Genomic DNA, 17,338 nt, shown 5'->3' on the forward strand with positions numbered 1-17,338 from the left:
CGGTCCACCGCTCGCAGAGCACCGAGGATATCACGGCTTGAGCGAACGGGCCTTCAGCTTGGCCGCGCCGTTCAGCACCGGGGTGATTGCAGACATGCCTACTTCGACCGCATAGCGACCCGACGCGACTTTCCACCTGTGTCCCTCGGAATCGAAGCTGGCGAGCAGCCGGGGATCGGCCGTCACCGTCACGCGGCGCGTTTCGCCGGGGGCAAGCGTCACCCGCTCCCAGCCGATGAGCCGCTTGGTCCCGGTCCCCCGGGCATAGACCTGCGGGACGTCCGCACCTTCGCGGTCGCCGACATTGCGCACGTCGAATGACACGGTCAGGGTGTCGCCGCCCGAGACTTCGAGATTGTGGTACTCGAAGCGGGTGTAGCTCAGGCCATGGCCGAAGGCGAACAGGGGCGCGGCCTCGGTGCGGTCGAACCAGCGATATCCAACGTCCGCGCCTTCCGGATAAGTGACGTCGAAGGGTGCGGTGCTGGCGAGGATGCCGTAAACGGCCTTCTCGTCGGAACTGGGCGGCGGCGCGTCCGAGCCGGGGAGAACGGGATTGGGAAGCTGCTCCGCGCTGGCGGGGAAGGTGATCGGCAGGTGTCCCGATGGGTTGACGGTACCGGTCAGCACCGCCGCAATCGCCTCGCCGCCGCGCTGGCCGGGATACCACGCTTCGAGGACGGCGGGCACCTTGTCCAGCCAGGGCATCGTCACCGGATTGCCGGTTTCCAGAACCACGACGGTTCGCTGATTTGCGCCTGCCACGGATTCGATCAGCGCGTTTTTCTCGGCACCGAGGGAAAGGTCCGTCGCGTCGACCGATTCGCTATCCCAGCGTTCCCCGAAGACGATGACGAGGTCGGCCTGCCGGGCCGCATCGACCGTGGCCGGCAGGTCGCTTCCGTCGACAAAGTCGATCTTTGCATCCGGCAGCGCCGCACGCAAAGCCTCGAGAGGCGAGGAGGGCACGTAGATGATGGTGTTGGTGAGGGAGACATGGCCATTGCGCTCCGGGCCTTTCAACTCGAGAGCGGGGCCGCCGACCGGACGCACCTGGCTCGATCCGCCACCGGAAATGACCCCGACGTCGGCATGGCCGCCGACGACGAGGATGCGGTGCGCGCTGCTTGCAACGGGCAACAGGTCGCCGTCGTTCTTCAAGAGAACGATCCCCGCCTCTGCGACCTTCTGCGCGAGCTGCGCGTGGGTGTCATAGTCGATGGGGGATCCCTTCGGATCGACCGGATCGTCGACCAGGCCGCGCGCGAACATGGTGCGCAAAACGCGATGGGCGGCCTTGTCCGCGGCCGATTCGGGAACACGGCCCTCGGCGATGGCCTGGTCGAGCATCGTGCTGAAGTAGGGCTTGCCGTCGATCTGTTCGCCCGATTGCTGATCGAGACCCTTCATGATCGCCTCGGTGCTGTGCACGGCGCCCCAGTCCGACATTACCCAGCCCTTGAAGCCCCAGTCGTCGCGCAGGACGTGGTTGAGCAGGAAGTCGTTCTCGCACGCGAATTCGCCGTTGATGCGATTGTAGGAGCACATCACCGAGCCGGGATTGCCGATCTCGAGAGCGAACTGGAATGCCAGCAGATCGCTCTCGCGCATCGCCGATTCGCCGATGTTGGCCGACAGGACGTTTCTGCCGGTTTCCTGGTTGTTCACGGCGAAGTGCTTCATCGTCGATACGATGCCCGCGCTTTGCACGCCTTCGATCATGTGGCCGCCGAGCACGCCGGTCAGTAGCGGATCCTCACCGAAGTATTCGAAGTTGCGCCCGTTTCGTGGATCGCGCGTGAGATTGACGCCGCCTGCGAGCATCACGTTGAAGCCCTTGCCGCGCGCTTCGCTGCCGATCAGCGCGCCGGCCTGCTGCGCCAACGCGCTGTCCCAAGTGGATGCGATGGCAAGGCCGGCCGGGAGCGCCGTTGCCGTGTCACCAGGGCGCTGATTCATCAGGTTGGCCACACCCAGGCTGGCGTCGGTCTCGCGCAGGGAGGGAATGCCCAGGCGGGGTACACCTGCAATGTAGCCTGCGCCGATGACCATGTCCTCGGGGCGCTTGGCCTTGGGTACCAGCATCGGCATGGGGCCATGGAGAAGCCCCCTGCGCTCTTCCACCGTCATTTCGCGCAGGGCTTCGGCGGCACGCGCATCCGCAGTCCGCTCGAGCTGGTCGGTGTCATGCTGAGCAGCAGACGTCCGCGCCGAAGCAGTTGGCACGACAGGTAGCATGGCAGTGGTGCAGCAACCGATAATCGCAGCCCGAATTCCGTTCACGATAACATCTCCCGTTCGATATGCTGGGGCAATGCCTCAGCCAAACTTGCGCGTACCAACTAAAAAACAGAACGGTCAAGTGCGATAATCTCTGGCGCTTTGCCGGAATCGGCACTATGTAGCCTGATAAGCGCGGCCGATCGTGGCCGTTCGCGAAGCCATTCTAGCCCCAGGAGAGGTATCCATGCGTAGTTTCTTGATCGCAGCTCTGGTCGTGGCAGCGCTGCCTGCTTGTTCGTATCCGCAGTCGGCGCTCGCCGGCGATAGCGCGCAGGCAGTTGAAAAGCACTATTCCACTTCCGAGACCGAGATCGGCGTTCTGCTCGACAATCCGGAGGCCAAGGCAGTGCTGGACAAGCATATGCCCGGCTTCACTGCGAACCCTCAGGTGTCGATGGCGCGCGGCCTCACTCTCGCCGGGATCCAGCAGTATTCGCCCGATACCGTGACCGACGAAGTTCTGGCCGAAATCGACGCGGACCTGGCCAAGATCCCGGTCAAGTAATTCATTTATCCGGGATTTCAGTCCCGGGATGGATTTGCTTGCGCCACCCGCCGCCACTTGAGGGCGGCGGGTGGCCACTGCCCCTGGAGGGGCATTTTTTTTGCCCGGCTTCCGCGCCCGGGTCCTGTCCTGTCGATGGCTTGCGCGGTGAATTCCGGGCAGTCGCCGCCACAGCCCCGGATGTCCGTTCGGGGCGAATTCGCCCAGGGTAATCGGTGCGGGCAGCGATATCGAAGATTGTTATTGATACCTCTCTCGCGAGCGAATCGCGGGTGCACGGGGTCTTCCGTTCGTCTGAAAAGGGGTGGATCCGGTCTCCCGGAGCGCCTCGGTTCGCGCCAGAGCGGGTCTTTCAGCGAAGCTAAGGTGCTGATCGACCATTAATTGAACGCATTTGTGCGAAAATTAAATTGACGTAGGCGTTCAATTGTATTTTAGGGCGCGCTCGAGCGGCCGGTTCCACAGGGGAAGCCGCGCTTTGGTGAGGGGTGTATGATCCGTATCAAGTCATCTTTGGTCTTTGGTGTCAGCGTTGCAGCGATTTTGACTGGCGTGCAGGCGCACGCCCAGTCTGCGCTCGTCGATGGAGCGGTGGAGGGCGCGGCCCGGGAATCGCAGTCCGACGGTGCAGGTTTTGATTCCGGCGAAGGCGCAGTGCCCCAGGAAATCGTGGTCACTTCGAGGCGCCGAAGCGAGCGCCTTCAGGACGTCCCGCAGGCTGTGACGGCTGTGAGCGGTGACGAGATCAAGAAGCTCGCGATCACCGAATTTCAAGACGTAGCCGCAATCGTTCCGGGGCTTTCGCTGGGCAACAGCAGCGTTCTCAACGGCGGCGAGCCGGCGCCTTCCTTGCGCGGTATTTCCTTCGACAAGGGCGCCAGCGGATCGCCTACCGTCGATATCTACGTCAACGAAGTGCCGACCGATTCGCGTCTGGCCTATTCGGCGATGTACGACGTCGCGAGCATCGAAGTTCTGCGTGGTCCGCAAGGCACCTTGCGCGGACGTACAGCGCCTTCCGGTGCGTTGACCGTCAGTACGCGCCGTCCCGATCCTGTCGAGTGGGGCGGCTATGTGAGCATGCTCGGAAGCGACAAGGGCTCGATCAACGGTCAGGCCGCGCTCAATGTTCCGATTGCGACCGACGTGCTGGCTGTGCGTCTTGCTGGTCTGATGGACGAAAGCGACGGCAATTTCGTCGAGAGCGTGAACGGGGGCATGCATCCCTATCGCCGCGATCTGAGTGGACGGGCTTCGATCGGCTTCACGCCGTCCAGCAATCTCGACGCGATGGTCACCTACCAGTATCTCGATCAGCGCGCGCGCCAGTACGACGCTGTGGAAGGCGATGGCGCGGTCGGCGGCGTGGTCTCCACGGCGCCTGCCAACTACAACGGTCCGGCGCTGAGTGCGAGCGACCGCAGTGCCGTCGACGAAGTGCCGGGCGATCGTCGGCTCAAGGGGCACCAGGTCACCGCCCAGATCAACTGGTCGGTCCTGGGGCACCGGGTCAGCTATGTCGGTGGTTACGCGCACGTCGATACGCCCAGCGTCAACGCGACGGACAAGGTCAACTTCATTCCGGGCCGCACCCTGGAGCAGCCGCTGCGCACGGTCTCCCAGTCTATCACGCAGGAACTGCGCATCTCTTCGGACAGCGGGCCCAGCTTCCTCGATTATACGGTCGGCTATTTCTTCTCGCGTGCCACGGCCAAGACGCGCGGGCAGCAGATCGGCGCTTACCTGCCGGGTGCCTTCGGTGCCCCGGGGGCGACCCCCGATCCGCAGGCACTGAACGAGAAGTTCACCTTGCCCGTGCTGATCAATTTCGACAGCAAGGGCGTCGAACACGCGGTGTTCGGTAACGTGACCCTGCACCTTACGCCCAGTACGGAACTGTCGGCAGGTGGTCGCTATATCATCTCGTCGGTCGACAACACGTCTCAGGTGTTCCTCGGAAGCGGTTACATTTCGACGCCGATCGGATTCCCCTGCTCTCTGGCGGGACTTGGAAGCACCTACGGCGGCGGGGCCTGCGACGTCGCGATCAGCGCCAATCCGGTCCCGATCACCGATACGGCGACCAAGAACACGCGTCACCCGTTCGTCTTCAACGTGTCCCTGTCTCATCGCTTTTCCGAGCAAGTGCTCGCATACGGATCGGTGGCGAGTTCGTGGCGCCGCGGCGGCAACAATACCTATTCCAATGCGGGCAACGATCCCACGCTTGCAGAGCTCAGCTTCCTGCCCCCGGAAAAGTCGACGTCCTACGAAGTCGGCCTGAAGACGAACCTTCTGGACCGAAGGCTGCGCCTGAACATCGCCGGATATTACCAGAAGTTCGACGGGCTCCTGTTCCAGCAGGGTAATATTCCCTATCTGAACGACAACGGCGTTGCGCAGAGCGTCGACACCATCGTCGTGAACTCGAGCGCGCGCGCCGTGGTGAAGGGCTTCGATATCGACGCAGCCTTCCAGGCGACGCCTTACTGGAACATCGGCGCCGCCTTCAGCTATGCGAACGGTCGTGTCGACGACGACAGGGTCCCTTGCCGAGATTCCAATTTCGACGGTGTGGCCGATACCGGAACGCCTACGGTCGGGGATTTCGTGCAGGCCGGTACGGCGCTTGCCACCTGCAAGTCCAACCGTTCCGTTTCACGCGAACCGATCTGGACGCTCACGGCGCAGTCCGAACTGCAGCAGCCGATCGGGCAGGTCGATGGCTACCTTCGCGGGTTGCTCACGTACTATGCCCGCAACCCGCGCCGCGACGAGGGCTCGGTCGTTCCCGCCTACGGACTTCTGAATCTCTATGCCGGCGTCCGTTCGCCGGACGGCGCTTGGGACGTGTCGCTGTTTGCGCGCAACGTAACCGGAACCGGCGTTCGCACGAGCCGTTCGACCGACGTCTACAACGTCGCCGGCGACCTTGCCTCGGTGTTCGGATCGCCGGGTTACCGTCTGGTATCTTATACACCGCCACGCGAAGTGGGCCTGCAGGTCCGCTTCAGCTTCGGCAGTCGATAAAGCAATGGCGATATCCCGCGGTTCCTCCTCCTCCTGCCGCGGGCTCGCTTTGCAGGCGCCGTCCGGCTTTCATGCCGGGCGGCGTTTGCCGTTTCGATCGGACGTGTTCGTTACCCGATGGACGCACGTGCCCGGTCGGGCCCTGGACATGTCCGAAACTACAGGCTTTGGCGGTTGCGCTGATATGCGAGGCGTGATTAATGGCCCGCTCCATCAATCAGGGTTCCGCGACGGAATGGCATTGCAGAAACAGACGAAAACCAAAGAGAGCAAAGGCTTCGTTTCAAAGCGCGGACGGCCCAGTTCCGCTCAGGTGGCCGCAATCGACGATGTCATCTTGACGACGGCGCGCACCATGTTTCTCGACAAGGGGTTTTCGGAAACGGCGATGGAAGCCGTTGCGGCCTCTGCCGGCGTGTCCAAGGGGACTCTCTACGCGCGCTATCCTGACAAGCAGGCCCTGTTCAAGGCTGTCGCCGAAGAGAGAATTGCCGCTTGGCGTGCACTCACGCCCGGTGAGCCGATCTCCGAGGGTGTTCCGCTTCCGACCCGCTTCTTCCGCCGCGGCGTTGCCGTCCTGAGGATGCTGCGGACGCCCGAGATCAGCGCCTTCATGCGCCTGCTGGACTCCGAATTCGACCGTCTGCCCGAACTGAGCAGGGCCTTCAACGTCGACGGTTTCAAGTATCTCCTTCACATGCTGGCTGACGATGTGCGCAGTACCGCGAAAGAGGCTTCGGCACCTTGCGTGGACCCGGAAGGCGTGGCCGATGCGTTTCTCAGCGCGGTTTTCGGTTGGTACTATCTGCATCGCTCGGACGAGCACATGACCGACGACAGTTGCGCCGCGTTCGTTTCGCGTCTCACGTCGCTTATGGTCGGCGGTCGCTCCGCCTGGTAAGTGCCCGTGCGCCGTGACAGGTGCGTCGCAGCAGTTGACAATCGAACGCAAACGTACGAATAACGACCTCCAAGTGGAGTCGGGAGACTATCGTGCGTGTTTTCAATGGGGTCGTTCTGGCGAGCGCCCTGGCTCTCACATCGTCCTGTGCGCCCAGCGTGCGACTGCCGGCCCCGAACCTTGCGCTGCCTGCCCAGTTCGAAGGCGATGCTTCAGGGGGTGATGCATCCGGCCAGCCCGCTGCTATCGACAACTGGTGGGCAGGCTTCGAGGACGATCAGCTTACCCAGCTCATTACGCAGGCACTTTCGTCGAGTACAGACGCCCGGATGGCGCTCGCCCGCCTCAAGGAAGCGCGGGCCGTCAGACTTGGCGCGATACGGGCAACGCTGCCCAGCGGCAACCTGCAGGGCGGAGCGACGCGCAGTTACAACAAGCAGCTTTCGTCGGGCGGCGCGACCATTTCGACCGGCTCCGATACGCCGGGATACGACCTGGGCTCCCTCTTCAACCCGAGCGGGGCGATGGATAGCTACAACCTGTCGTTCAATGCCAGTTGGGAACTCGACGTCTTCGGTCGGATCGGGGCTACTCGCGATCAGGCGCGGTCTGCATTTTCGGCGGCGGTGTTCGATTACGAAGGAACTCGCGTCAGTCTTGCCGCCGACATGGCGACCAATCTGTTCGCCGCGCGTGGATATGCTGCCCAGCTGGCCAATGCGCAGGAAAGCCTGAGGATTGCGAAAGAACTTGCAGACGTGGCGCGGCTCGGCGTGGAACGCGGCATAACTGCAGGGATCGACGCGGCACGACTGGAAACGGAGGAGGCCAACGCGGAGGCCGAAGTCGCCCAGTTCGCGAACGCGCTGGACACCAGCAAGCGTGCGATCCTGGTGCTCGCGGGCAGGCCGACCGATCCTCTGGATTCGCTTTCGATTTCGACAGATCTGACGTCCCCCAGCGCACTGCCCGAGAGCATTCCGGGCATTCTTCTGGCGCGCCGGCCCGACGTGCGCTCTGCTGAGGCCCAGCTTGCGGCCGCGGTTGCGCAGGTCCGCGTCGACAGGCTCGCCCTGTTTCCGCGCTTCGATCTCCAGCCCGGGGTCAGCCTGAGCAAGAGCGCTTCCGCGGTGGCGGGCACCAGCCTGGTGTGGAGTATCGGTAGCGCACTGGCCCTGCCGATCCTCGACCGGCCGCGTCTCCTGGCGCAGCTCAGGATCAGCGCGGCCCAGGGGGAACAGGCCGTGATTTCCTACGAACGCGCGGTCCAGACTGCCTATCAGGAGGCGGAACGCGCACTCGCTCAGGTCGCGACCGACCGCAAGCGCCTGGCTGCACTCGGCCGGGCGGAAGAACGCTCGCGCTTCGCCTTTGACGCCGCGAGCAAGGGGTATCGCCTCGGACTGACAGACCTGACGGCCTTGCTGCAGGCGGAACGATCCTGGCGCGCCGCGCGCGTGGCAGAAACCAAGCTGCGCGCCGAAGCGCTTCAGAACGTCGTGGCCGCCTATCGATCGCTCGGTGGCGGGTGGGCGCCTGTGAGCGACCCCGATGCCTACGGCATGATCCTTACCTCGTCACGCTGAGCAGGAATTCGCATGACATATCGCATTGCCTCACTTGCCATCATTTCCTGCCTTGCCGTTGCCGGGTGCCATAGCGCACCGGAGCCGACGCCGACCGAAGCCGCGCAGAGCGTATCGGTCGGCAAGGTCGCTGCGCGATCTCTCAGCGGGGGACTCACTGCTTCGGGACAACTCGTGGCGCGGGAATTGGCGGCCGTCTCGCCCGAGATTGCCGGCTATCGTGTCGACCGTGTTCTGGTCGAGGAGGGCGCTGCGGTGCGCAAGGGGCAGCCGCTCGCCATCCTCGACGACGGTCTTCTGGCACCTCAGATAGCGCAAGCGCAGGCCACGCTCGACCAGCAGCGGGTTGCGGCCGATCGGGCGCGGGCAGAAGCCGAACGGGTCCGCGGGCTCGACGATACCGGGGTGCTGTCCAACGAGGCGATTGCGGAGCGGCGCATTGCCGTGCGAACGGCCGAAGCGCAGGTGAATGTCGCGCGTGCACAGCTGCGCGACCTGCAGGTGCGCAAGCAGCGACTGGTCATCCGGGCCCCCGTAAGCGGCACGGTCATTGAGCGCAGCGTCAGGCCGGGCGATACCTCGCAGGTCGGCAGCGTCATGTTTACGATCCTGCGCGACAATCTGGTGGAACTCGACGCGGAATTGCCCGAGGCCAAGGCAGGGTCGGTCAAGGCAGGAGACAGGGCTGCGGTCTTGTTGGCATCGGGTCGGCGCGTCGAAGGCAAGGTGCGCCTGATCGGAGCCAGCGTGGATTCCGAGACGGGCCTTGTCGGCATGCGCATTGCATTGCCGGTCTCGTCGGACATCCGCCCGGGAGGCTTTGCCAAGGCGATCTTCCAATCCTCCGACCGGCCCGTGCCGGCAGTGCCCGAGACGGCGATCCGCATGAGTGCGGCCGGAGCGCAGGTCCAGACCCTGGACAAGCAAAATCGCGTCAAGTCCGTCCCGGTACGCACAGGTATCCGATCCTCAGGTTATGTGGAGCTTGTTGCGGGACCACCGATGGGAACTCGGGTCCTGCTTTCGGGCGGCGCGTTCGTGCTGGAAGGCGACAAGGTCAATCCCTCGACCGAGGCGGCACGATGAGCCTCAGAATTTCCGCATGGTCGGTGCGCAATCCGATCCCGGTCGTGGTTCTGTTCATTGCCCTGACCCTGGCGGGGGCGGTGGCCTACCTGCAGCTTCCGGTGAAGCAGTTTCCGAACGTGTCTTCGCCGGTCGTCTCGGTCACCGTCACGCAGGATGGCGCTGCACCGCAGGCGATGGAAAACCAGGTGACGCGTCTCATCGAGAACGCAGTCGCCGGGATCGCGGGCGTCAAGCATATCAGTTCCACCGTAGTGATGGGCTCTTCGACGACGACAATCGAGTTCACGCTGCACACCGATATGCAAAAGGCGATCGACGAGGTGCGCACGGCTGTCGAGCGTTCGCGCACGCAACTGCCGTCCGGGATCGATCCGCCGACCGTGCAGCGGCTCGACATCGACAGTGCGCCGATAGTTACTTACGCTGTCGAGGCACCGGGCATGTCGGCATCCGAGCTGTCCTGGTTCGTCGATGACAGGGTCGCTCGCGCGCTGCAGGCAAGACCTGGCGTTGCCCGCGTATCGCGGGTGGGTGGCGTCGACCGCGAAATCAACGTGATCCTCGATCCCGATCGCATGACCGCGCGCGGCATCACCGCCGCCCAGATCAATCAGGCTCTGTCCCAATTCGTTGCCGATGAAACGGGCGGACGTGCCGATGTCGGTGCGCGCGAGCAGACCATCCGCGTCGTCGGCTCCGCGGCCTCGGTCGATGCGCTGCGTAAGGTCATGATTCCGGTGCAGGGCGGCTATCTGCGGCTCACCGACATCGCCGATATCGGCGACGGATCGTCGGAAGTGAGGAGTTTCGCGCGTCTCGACGGGCGGTCCGTTATCGGCTTCCAGGTCAACAAGACCAAGGATGCCAGCGACGTATCGACGGAGGACAACATTCGCGAAGCCGTTGCTACGCTTGCGGAACATTATCCGGACGTCCGGTTCACCAAGATCGTCTCGACCGTCGATACGACCCGGCACAGCTTTTCCTCCACGAAGCACGTTCTCATCGAAGGGATGGTGCTGGCCGCCCTCATTGTGTTCTTCTTCCTGCGGGACTGGCGCGCGACGTCGATCGCAGTGGTCGCCATGCCGCTTTCGCTCATTCCCACGTTCATCGTGATGTCGGCGATGGGCTTCAGTCTCAATACGATCACGCTGCTCGGGCTGACGCTTGTGATCGGCATTCTCGTCGACGATGCGATTGTCGAGATCGAGAATATCCAGAAGCGGATCGAGGCGGGGCTCAGTCCGTATCGCGCGTCCATCATCGGCGCCGATGCGATTGGCCTGGCCGTGGTGGCAACCACTGCCACGATCGTGGTGGTCTTCTTCCCGGTCTCCCTGATACCCGGTTCCGCCGGGCAGTTCTTTCGCGAGTTCGGCTTGACGGTTTCGATCGCGGTGCTGTTCTCGCTGATCGTGGCGCGGCTGCTTACCCCGCTTCTGGCGGCCTATTTCCTCAAACCGCACGTGGGCGAGGAAAAGCATCCGGGGACATTCGAGGGCCGCTACAGCCGCCTGCTCGACTGGATGCTCGATCATCGCTGGCGCGCCACGCTGCTCGGTGCGGGCGTCTTTGTCGCCTCCCTGTTTCTGGCTGGCACGCTCTCGACCGGATTCAGGCCGGCCAGCGAATCAGGATATCTTTATCTTCAGGTGCAGGGGCCGCCGGGCGCCACGCGCGACGACATGAATGCGGCGGTAGAGCGGGCGAGCAGGTTGCTGCGTCGGCAGGCCGACGTGGATCATGTCTTCGCCCAGGTCGGGTCGGCGAGCGAATCCGGCCTGGCAGGCGGCGCGGGCGGCGATCTGCGCGAAGGCACGATTACCGTCATCCTGAAGCAGGATCGTGAATTGAGCACGGAAGGCTTCCGGCAGTCGATCCGTCCGCTGCTCAGGAGCATTCCCGATGTGCGGCTCTCCAACCAGGGGGACTTCGGCATGGCTGCGGTCGAAATCGTCCTGTCGGGCGAGGACGGCGATCTTCTGGAAGCCACGCGCGACAAGCTGCTGCGCGAGATGCGCCATGTATCCTCTATCGTAGATCCGCGTGCAGTCCCGCCGCCGCCGGGCCCGGAGCTTGTGGTTACGCCAAAGCCCCTGGAAGCGTCGCGGCTCAACGTGGACAGCCGGACGATCGCACAGACGCTGCGCGTGGCGACGATCGGCGACATCGACGCCAATGTCGCGAAATTCACCGACGGCAGCCGTCGTATCCCCATTCGCGTGCGTTTGCCGGAGGCGGCGCGCGCCGACCTGGCCACCCTGTCTGCACTGCGCGTCCCCACGCTTAACGGGGGGACAACTCCGTTGTCGACCGTCGCCGATCTGCGTTTCGAGGCAGGCCCCGGGAAGATCATCCGCTACGATCGCGAACGGCGCGTTTCGGTCCAGGCCGATCTTGCGGCGGGCGCAACGATTGGCGATGCCCTGCGCGAGGTTCATGCGCTTCCCGTGATGCAGTCGCTTCCCGATGGCGTTCAGGAAGCGCGCGTGGGCGACGCCGAAGCCATGGCCGAACTGTTCGGCGGCATCGTCATCGCCATCGTCGCCGGTATCGGGCTGACCTTCGCCGTGCTCGTGCTGTTGTTCCGGAGCTTCTTCAAGCCGGCCGTCATCCTTGCAGCGCTTCCGCTTTCGCTGTTCGGGGCCTTCGCAGCCCTGCATATCTTCGGAATGGCGCTGGATCTCCCGGCTTTGATCGGCTTGCTGATGCTCCTCGGGCTATGCGCGAAGAATTCGATCCTGCTGGTCGATTTCGCGATCGAGGAGGAGCGGGCGGGCAAACCGGTGAAGGACGCGCTCCGCAATGCCTGCCAGCAGCGGGCCCGGCCGATCGTGATGACGACCCTGGCCATGGCCGCGGGGATGCTGCCTACGGCCATGGGGATAGGCGAAGGCGCCGAATTCCGGCAGCCGATGGCATTGGCGGTGATCGGCGGCCTGATCACTTCCACGGCGTTGTCCCTGATCCTGGTTCCGGTCGTCTACGAAATCGTCGACGGTTGGGAACTTTGGCTCAAGCCGCGACTGGCAAGGCTGGTCACGCCGCGCCAGCCCGGTGACGAACTGCCGATCGATCCTGAAGAGGAGACGCTGCTGATTACATAGGTCGCCCGAAGGCACGGTTACCCGGGCGCTCGAAGACGTTGATTCGCCCGGGAATCACGGGCCGATGGCGGCAGGTCGAAGGCGTTGACTGAACTGAAGATGTCGACTGGACTAATGTACAAGCGAGAGAGGAGAACCGTCATGTTGCGAAGGACGCTAACGATCCTGCTGGCAATCGCCGCCCCGGCTGCATTGCCGCCGGCCGCGTCGGCCAGCTCTACCGAAGTGCCGCTGGAAAGCGGGCGCATTCGCGGAAGCGAAGTCGACGGCGTCCTGAGCTGGAAAGGGATCCCCTTCGCCCGTCCGCCCATCGGGGCCCTGCGATGGCGCGCGCCGCAGCCGGCGAAGCCTTGGTCGGGCGTGCGTGAGACGGCGCAGTACAGCAACGACTGCATGCAGGTTCCCTTTCCCAGCGATGCCGCGCCGCTGGGTACGCAGCCGGCCGAAGATTGCCTCTATGCCAATGTCTGGCGTCCAGCGAACGACCGGCAGCGCCTGCCGGTCATGGTGTGGATCTATGGCGGGGGGTTCGTTAACGGCGGGGCTTCGCCGCCGACGTACGCCGGCGCCAACCTGGCGCGCGAAGGCATTGTCTTCGTCAGCTTCAATTATCGCGTCGGCCGCTTCGGCACTTTCGCCTTTCCCCAGTTGACGAAGGACGATCCGGACGATGGCAGGCTGGGCAACTACGGCACCATGGATCAGATCGCCGCGCTCCAATGGGTCAGGCGCAATATAGCCGCCTTCGGCGGTGATGCGGACAACGTGACGATCGTGGGCGAAAGCGCCGGCGGGATGTCGGTCCATCAGCTTGCAACGTCGCCGCTGTCGCAGGGCCTGTTCCAGCGCGCGGTCGTGATGTCGGGCGGGAACGGCCGCTCGGAAGGCGGCAAGTCGCTCTCCGAAGTCGAGGAGATCGGCAAGAACTTCGCGCGTCGCCACGGCATAGATCCGGATGCGCCCGATGCCTTGGCCCGGCTGCGCGCGCTCTCGGCCGATGAGGTTACCGACGGGCTCAATCTGATGCACCGAGGCGAGGGGCCCGATACGAATGCCGCGCCCTTTGTCGATGGCACCGTGCTGGTCGATACGGGCAAGGCTTACGCTGCGGGGCGCTTTGCCAAGGTGCCGATGATGATCGGCGCTACAAGCGCGGATATCGGCGGCAAGAGCGGATACATGATCGCCGGTGCACGCGATGCGGCCGGCGTGATTTCCGATCAGGGCGTTCCGGTCTGGAGCTATCGTTTCTCCTACGTCTCGGATTCGATCGGCAAGCCCGGGGCGCAGCATGCATCCGAGATCCCGTATTTCCTGGACAATACCGCGATCAAGTACGGCGCCGCGACAAGTGCGAAGGACGAGGCCGTGGGAGAGACGGTGAGCAGCTACCTGCTCAACTTCGTCAAGACCGGCAATCCCAATGGATCCGGCCTCCCGGAATGGCCGAAATACAGCCGCGCCGAAGACAGGATCATGGACTTTTCCGCGTCGGGACAAGCGGTCGCCCAGCGCGATCCCTGGGGACAGGAGATCGAGCAAACTCTGCGCAAGATGGCCGATGCCCGCAACTCTGGAAGCATAACGAGCCTGACGACGCCTATCGGCGAGATGCTGGATGATGCCCAGGCCAAGGCGGTGCTTGCGAAGCACTTTCCCGAACTCGTGAACAACCCGCAGCTTGGGATGGCGCGGGGGATGACCCTGGAAGCGCTCAAGGGCTACATGCCGCAGCTTCTTACGCAGGCCAGGCTGGACGCGCTCGACGCCGACCTGGGGCAGCTTTCGCCAGTAAAATAGTTGCGCTGTTGGATGGCACCGGTCCGGGCTCCGACCTGGGCCGGTAGCCGCCAGCGGGGAGTAGCCGCCAGAGAGGAAAGGCATGGCTCCTTGGCGGCAGATATCCTTGCTGCAGGGCAAGGAGGGCCAAGGCCGGTCAAGCGGCGCGTTCGCCGCGCTCGATTGTGTGCGATGAGGCTTGCCGCGATTGCATTCACCGCGATGGCGTCGCCCTCGCGACGGGGGCAGCTGGTCCGGTCGTGAACGGTCCTGACGCGGGCTTGCGTGGAATGGCGCCTAAGCTGAAAGCGGCAGGTTCTGTAACGGACGAGGCTTGCCTGGGGATGCCGTTTGAGGCGTGTTGGTGACCCCTACGGGACTCGAACCCGTGTTTCAGCCGTGAAAGGGCCGCGTCCTAGACCGCTAGACGAAGGGGCCATGTAAGCCATTCGCATGGCCTGCCTGGCATCTCTTACGGCTGGTGACCCCTACGGGACTCGAACCCGTGTTTCAGCCGTGAGAGGGTGCCAAAATCGGCATATTTTTCGTATTTCACCAGTCCGCTTGTTTCCATAAACATCCATATTTATCATTCACTTGCATTCCAGTTCGTCCGCATCTATCCTCAAAATCACGCATGGGCTTATTTGACGTATATTTGACGGTTTTGCGGAATCTAGAATGTCTCGAACGATCAACGATGCACCACTGACCACTCGCGAAGCTCGCCGACGTTTGGACGTTGGTCTTCACTGGCGCAGCCTGGATGCTGACATCCATCTGGGTTACCGCAAGGCAAAGCGCGGCGGCGTCTGGCTCGTCCGGTGGCGAAATGGCCAAGGATATCGTCAGTCTTCCCTTGGGGCCGCCGATGACACCATCAACGTGGGCACACTCGATTATCGAGCGGCGGTCAAAGTGGCCATTGCGCAGGTCGCAGAAGCACGAACGGAAGCTAGGGCCGCAGCAGAGGGTCCACCGCTGACGGTTCGTTCGGCCGTCGAAGCTTACATCGAGGTACGTGACGCTCGCGAGAGACGCCGGACTGGTCGGGAAGTTCGGTCGGATGCAGCCCGTCGTCTAGAAAAGCTGGTCATCGGACGACCGGCACGCGGCAAGCGGGCGGCAGTAGCAGCTGCCTCCTTGGCGGACGTTCCTCTTCACAAGCTGACCGAAGATGACCTGCAATGTTGGCGGGCGAGTCTGCCGAATGACTTTAAGCCAGCAGGAGTTCAGCGGGTGGTCAATGATCTCAAGGCTGCGCTGAACAGCTGTGCAGAGCGGCACTACTCGCGTCTGCCACCGGGGCTCTCGAGCACCGTCAAGCGAGGCCTGCGAACGATCGTCCACGAAGCCGATGACGATGATGATCTCGTAGTCGCGAGGGAAAACCAGATTCTTTCTGACGATCAAGTGGCTAGCCTAATGGCTGCAACACTTGAAGTCGATCGGGCTCAAGGCTGGGAAGGTGATCTGTACCGACTCATTCTGGCCATGGCGGCCAGCGGTGCCCGCTTTTCGCAGGTCACACGACTAAGAGTGATGGACGTTCAAACCGTTTCGGGTCGCTTGATGATGCCGCCGAGCCGAAAAGGTCGGGGAGGGAAGGTGAATCTGATCTCGGTGCCAGTCGGACGTGACGTTCTTGAAGTCTTGATGCCGATTGTCACGGGGAGGAGCAAGGGTGCGCCCCTGTTCGAGCGCTGGCGCTATCGTCAACAACCCGGGACTATCCGGTGGGAGCGGTCTTCACGAGGCCCATGGCAGACACCAAGTGAGATCGTGCGTCCCTGGGGAGATATTCGAATTAGAGCTGGTCTCCCTGATGTGATCCCCTACGCCCTTCGACATTCCTCGATAGTGAGAGGCATCCGCGCCAATCTCCCGACCCGACTAGTCGCTGCAATTCATGATACGAGTATCGCAATGATCGAGCGCCATTATGCTCGCTATATTGCGGATGGTCTGGATACCTTGGCAGCTCAGGCGATCATCCCGCTTGCCGCTGGAGGTGACTCGTCCCTATCGGAAGCAGCATGAGGCAACTCGTTACGTGGTAGTATCTGAAATGCCAATCCAATCGGCCTGTAAGTGGTCGATACCCGCGACAACGCCCTCAACGGTCACTGTAGATCCGATGAAGTCCTCACGGACATCATCGCCTTCGACAATCCAGACTTCGTCTGTCGTGGTCAGGAACATCCCGCGTCTACCGCGGGTTAAAATTCCCGAGACGCGTATTCGACCCGCGCTCACAACACCCCCCGATCAAAAACGCCAATGGCGCAGCACTTCGCGCACATAGGCCGGCGTCTCGCCATTGCGAGGAATACCGCCTGCGCGCTCGACGGCACCTGGACCTGCGTTGTAGGCAGCGAGGGCCAGATGAACTACCCCGAACTTGTCCAGCATCTGGCGTAGGTATCGGGCTGCACCCAAGATGTTCGCCTTGGGATCGAAGCGATTTGAAACGCCAAGGTCCCGCGCTGTCCCTGGCATCAATTGCCCCAAACCTGCGGCCCCGGCCTTGCTGATGGCCATCGGATTATATCGTGATTCCGTCCATACAAGAGCGTCGAGAAGGCCGCTTGGTAGCGAGTATTGCGCCTCAGCAGCGTAAACATGAGGAAGGTAGCTTGCCCGACGGAATCCCGATGGCGCGCTGCCTTGGGGCTTTGGATATCGATAGGGCAGATAGGTTCGACCCGCATCGGTAGCCGGCGGCTCGGACGAGGCTGTTGGAGGCTTTCTCCAAATGCCATGTTCGACGAGAAGGAAGCCATCAGTCCCTTCTGCAACGCGGAAGCCGTCGGTCGTCAACTCCGAGGCAACGCTCATCTGAGGGGGGGCCATCTCCTGCGCGTGAGCGGGGAGGACGCACCCAAATCCTGTCGTTGCCCCTGCAACTACTGCCCATTTCAGTCTCATTCCCGAATCCTTTGGTGGTCGAATCGGGAAAGAACATATATAGAACATCTGATGTAGGAAAATGAAACGTCAGCGACGCAGAGCGGAGGCTGCGCGGGTGGAGGCACGTTACGATGGAGATGCCCCC

General features: G+C 63.0%; 11 protein-coding genes and 1 tRNA gene. 8 read left to right on the forward strand and 4 right to left on the reverse strand.

Annotated elements, in window-relative coordinates; translation table 11 throughout:
* Positions 1-30: 30 nt before the first annotated feature.
* A complete protein-coding gene (locus JI59_RS18715) occupies positions 31-2,283 on the reverse strand; it encodes a glycoside hydrolase family 3 C-terminal domain-containing protein (RefSeq protein ID WP_007011078.1) in 2,253 nt (750 codons plus the stop codon).
* A 184-nt stretch (positions 2,284-2,467) separates the two neighbouring features.
* On the opposite strand from JI59_RS18715, the gene JI59_RS18720 reads away from it, so the two are divergent.
* The 7 genes from JI59_RS18720 to JI59_RS18750 all read left to right on the forward strand — a co-directional run bounded on the left by JI59_RS18720 (position 2,468) and on the right by JI59_RS18750 (position 14,304).
* Complete coding sequence (locus JI59_RS18720) at positions 2,468-2,788, forward strand: hypothetical protein (RefSeq protein ID WP_038576622.1); 321 nt, start codon at positions 2,468-2,470, stop codon at positions 2,786-2,788.
* A 552-nt stretch (positions 2,789-3,340) separates the two neighbouring features.
* Entirely contained in the window at positions 3,341-5,818 is a 2,478-nt protein-coding gene (locus JI59_RS18725; RefSeq protein ID WP_203226070.1) for a TonB-dependent receptor, read from the forward strand.
* 313 nt (positions 5,819-6,131) lie between these two features.
* Positions 6,132-6,719, forward strand: coding sequence for a TetR/AcrR family transcriptional regulator (locus JI59_RS25750; protein WP_203226071.1), 588 nt, complete (start codon positions 6,132-6,134; stop codon positions 6,717-6,719).
* A gap of 92 nt (positions 6,720-6,811) precedes the next feature.
* Positions 6,812-8,305 carry an efflux transporter outer membrane subunit gene (locus JI59_RS18735; protein WP_160289743.1) on the forward strand — a complete coding sequence of 498 codons (1,494 nt, stop codon included), beginning with the start codon at positions 6,812-6,814 and terminating at the stop codon, positions 8,303-8,305.
* Between the two features lie 12 nt (positions 8,306-8,317).
* Positions 8,318-9,391 carry an efflux RND transporter periplasmic adaptor subunit gene (locus JI59_RS18740; protein ID WP_007011073.1) on the forward strand — a complete coding sequence of 358 codons (1,074 nt, stop codon included), beginning with the start codon at positions 8,318-8,320 and terminating at the stop codon, positions 9,389-9,391.
* On the forward strand, positions 9,388-12,504 hold the full coding sequence (locus JI59_RS18745; protein WP_007011072.1) for an efflux RND transporter permease subunit: 3,117 nt from the start codon (positions 9,388-9,390) through the stop codon (positions 12,502-12,504). Before JI59_RS18740 ends, JI59_RS18745 begins: the two co-directional genes overlap by 4 nt.
* Before the next feature lie 141 nt (positions 12,505-12,645).
* Positions 12,646-14,304, forward strand: coding sequence for a carboxylesterase/lipase family protein (locus JI59_RS18750; RefSeq protein ID WP_138921223.1), 1,659 nt, complete (start codon positions 12,646-12,648; stop codon positions 14,302-14,304).
* A gap of 341 nt (positions 14,305-14,645) precedes the next feature.
* On the opposite strand, the gene JI59_RS18755 is transcribed toward JI59_RS18750, so the two are convergent.
* Positions 14,646-14,721, reverse strand: a tRNA-Glu gene (locus tag JI59_RS18755).
* Between the two features lie 243 nt (positions 14,722-14,964).
* Between JI59_RS18755 and JI59_RS18760 the strand changes: the two genes are divergently transcribed.
* Complete coding sequence (locus JI59_RS18760) at positions 14,965-16,323, forward strand: site-specific integrase (RefSeq protein WP_007011070.1); 1,359 nt, start codon at positions 14,965-14,967, stop codon at positions 16,321-16,323.
* 9 nt (positions 16,324-16,332) lie between these two features.
* Here the strand turns inward: JI59_RS18760 and JI59_RS27720 are convergent, their stop codons facing one another.
* Positions 16,333-16,539 carry a DUF5818 domain-containing protein gene (locus JI59_RS27720; RefSeq protein ID WP_274378209.1) on the reverse strand — a complete coding sequence of 69 codons (207 nt, stop codon included), beginning with the start codon at positions 16,537-16,539 and terminating at the stop codon, positions 16,333-16,335.
* A 12-nt stretch (positions 16,540-16,551) separates the two neighbouring features.
* Positions 16,552-17,211: a lytic transglycosylase domain-containing protein gene (locus tag JI59_RS18765; RefSeq protein ID WP_038576626.1), complete on the reverse strand. Its 660-nt coding sequence runs from the start codon at positions 17,209-17,211 to the stop codon at positions 16,552-16,554.
* Between the last annotated feature and the right edge of the window lie 127 nt (positions 17,212-17,338).

The organism is Novosphingobium pentaromativorans US6-1, from assembly GCF_000767465.1.
In the GTDB taxonomy this organism is placed as follows: domain Bacteria; phylum Pseudomonadota; class Alphaproteobacteria; order Sphingomonadales; family Sphingomonadaceae; genus Novosphingobium; species Novosphingobium pentaromativorans.

Coding starts and splice junctions, on each gene's coding strand:
- JI59_RS18720 (WP_038576622.1), top strand. CDS start 2,468: ATGCGTAGTTTCTTGATCGCAGCTCTGGTCGTGGCAGCGCTGCCTGCT.
- JI59_RS18740 (WP_007011073.1), top strand. CDS start 8,318: ATGACATATCGCATTGCCTCACTTGCCATCATTTCCTGCCTTGCCGTT.
- JI59_RS18745 (WP_007011072.1), top strand. CDS start 9,388: ATGAGCCTCAGAATTTCCGCATGGTCGGTGCGCAATCCGATCCCGGTC.
- JI59_RS18750 (WP_138921223.1), top strand. CDS start 12,646: ATGTTGCGAAGGACGCTAACGATCCTGCTGGCAATCGCCGCCCCGGCT.
- JI59_RS18760 (WP_007011070.1), top strand. CDS start 14,965: ATGTCTCGAACGATCAACGATGCACCACTGACCACTCGCGAAGCTCGC.
- JI59_RS18765 (WP_038576626.1), bottom strand. CDS start 17,211: ATGAGACTGAAATGGGCAGTAGTTGCAGGGGCAACGACAGGATTTGGG.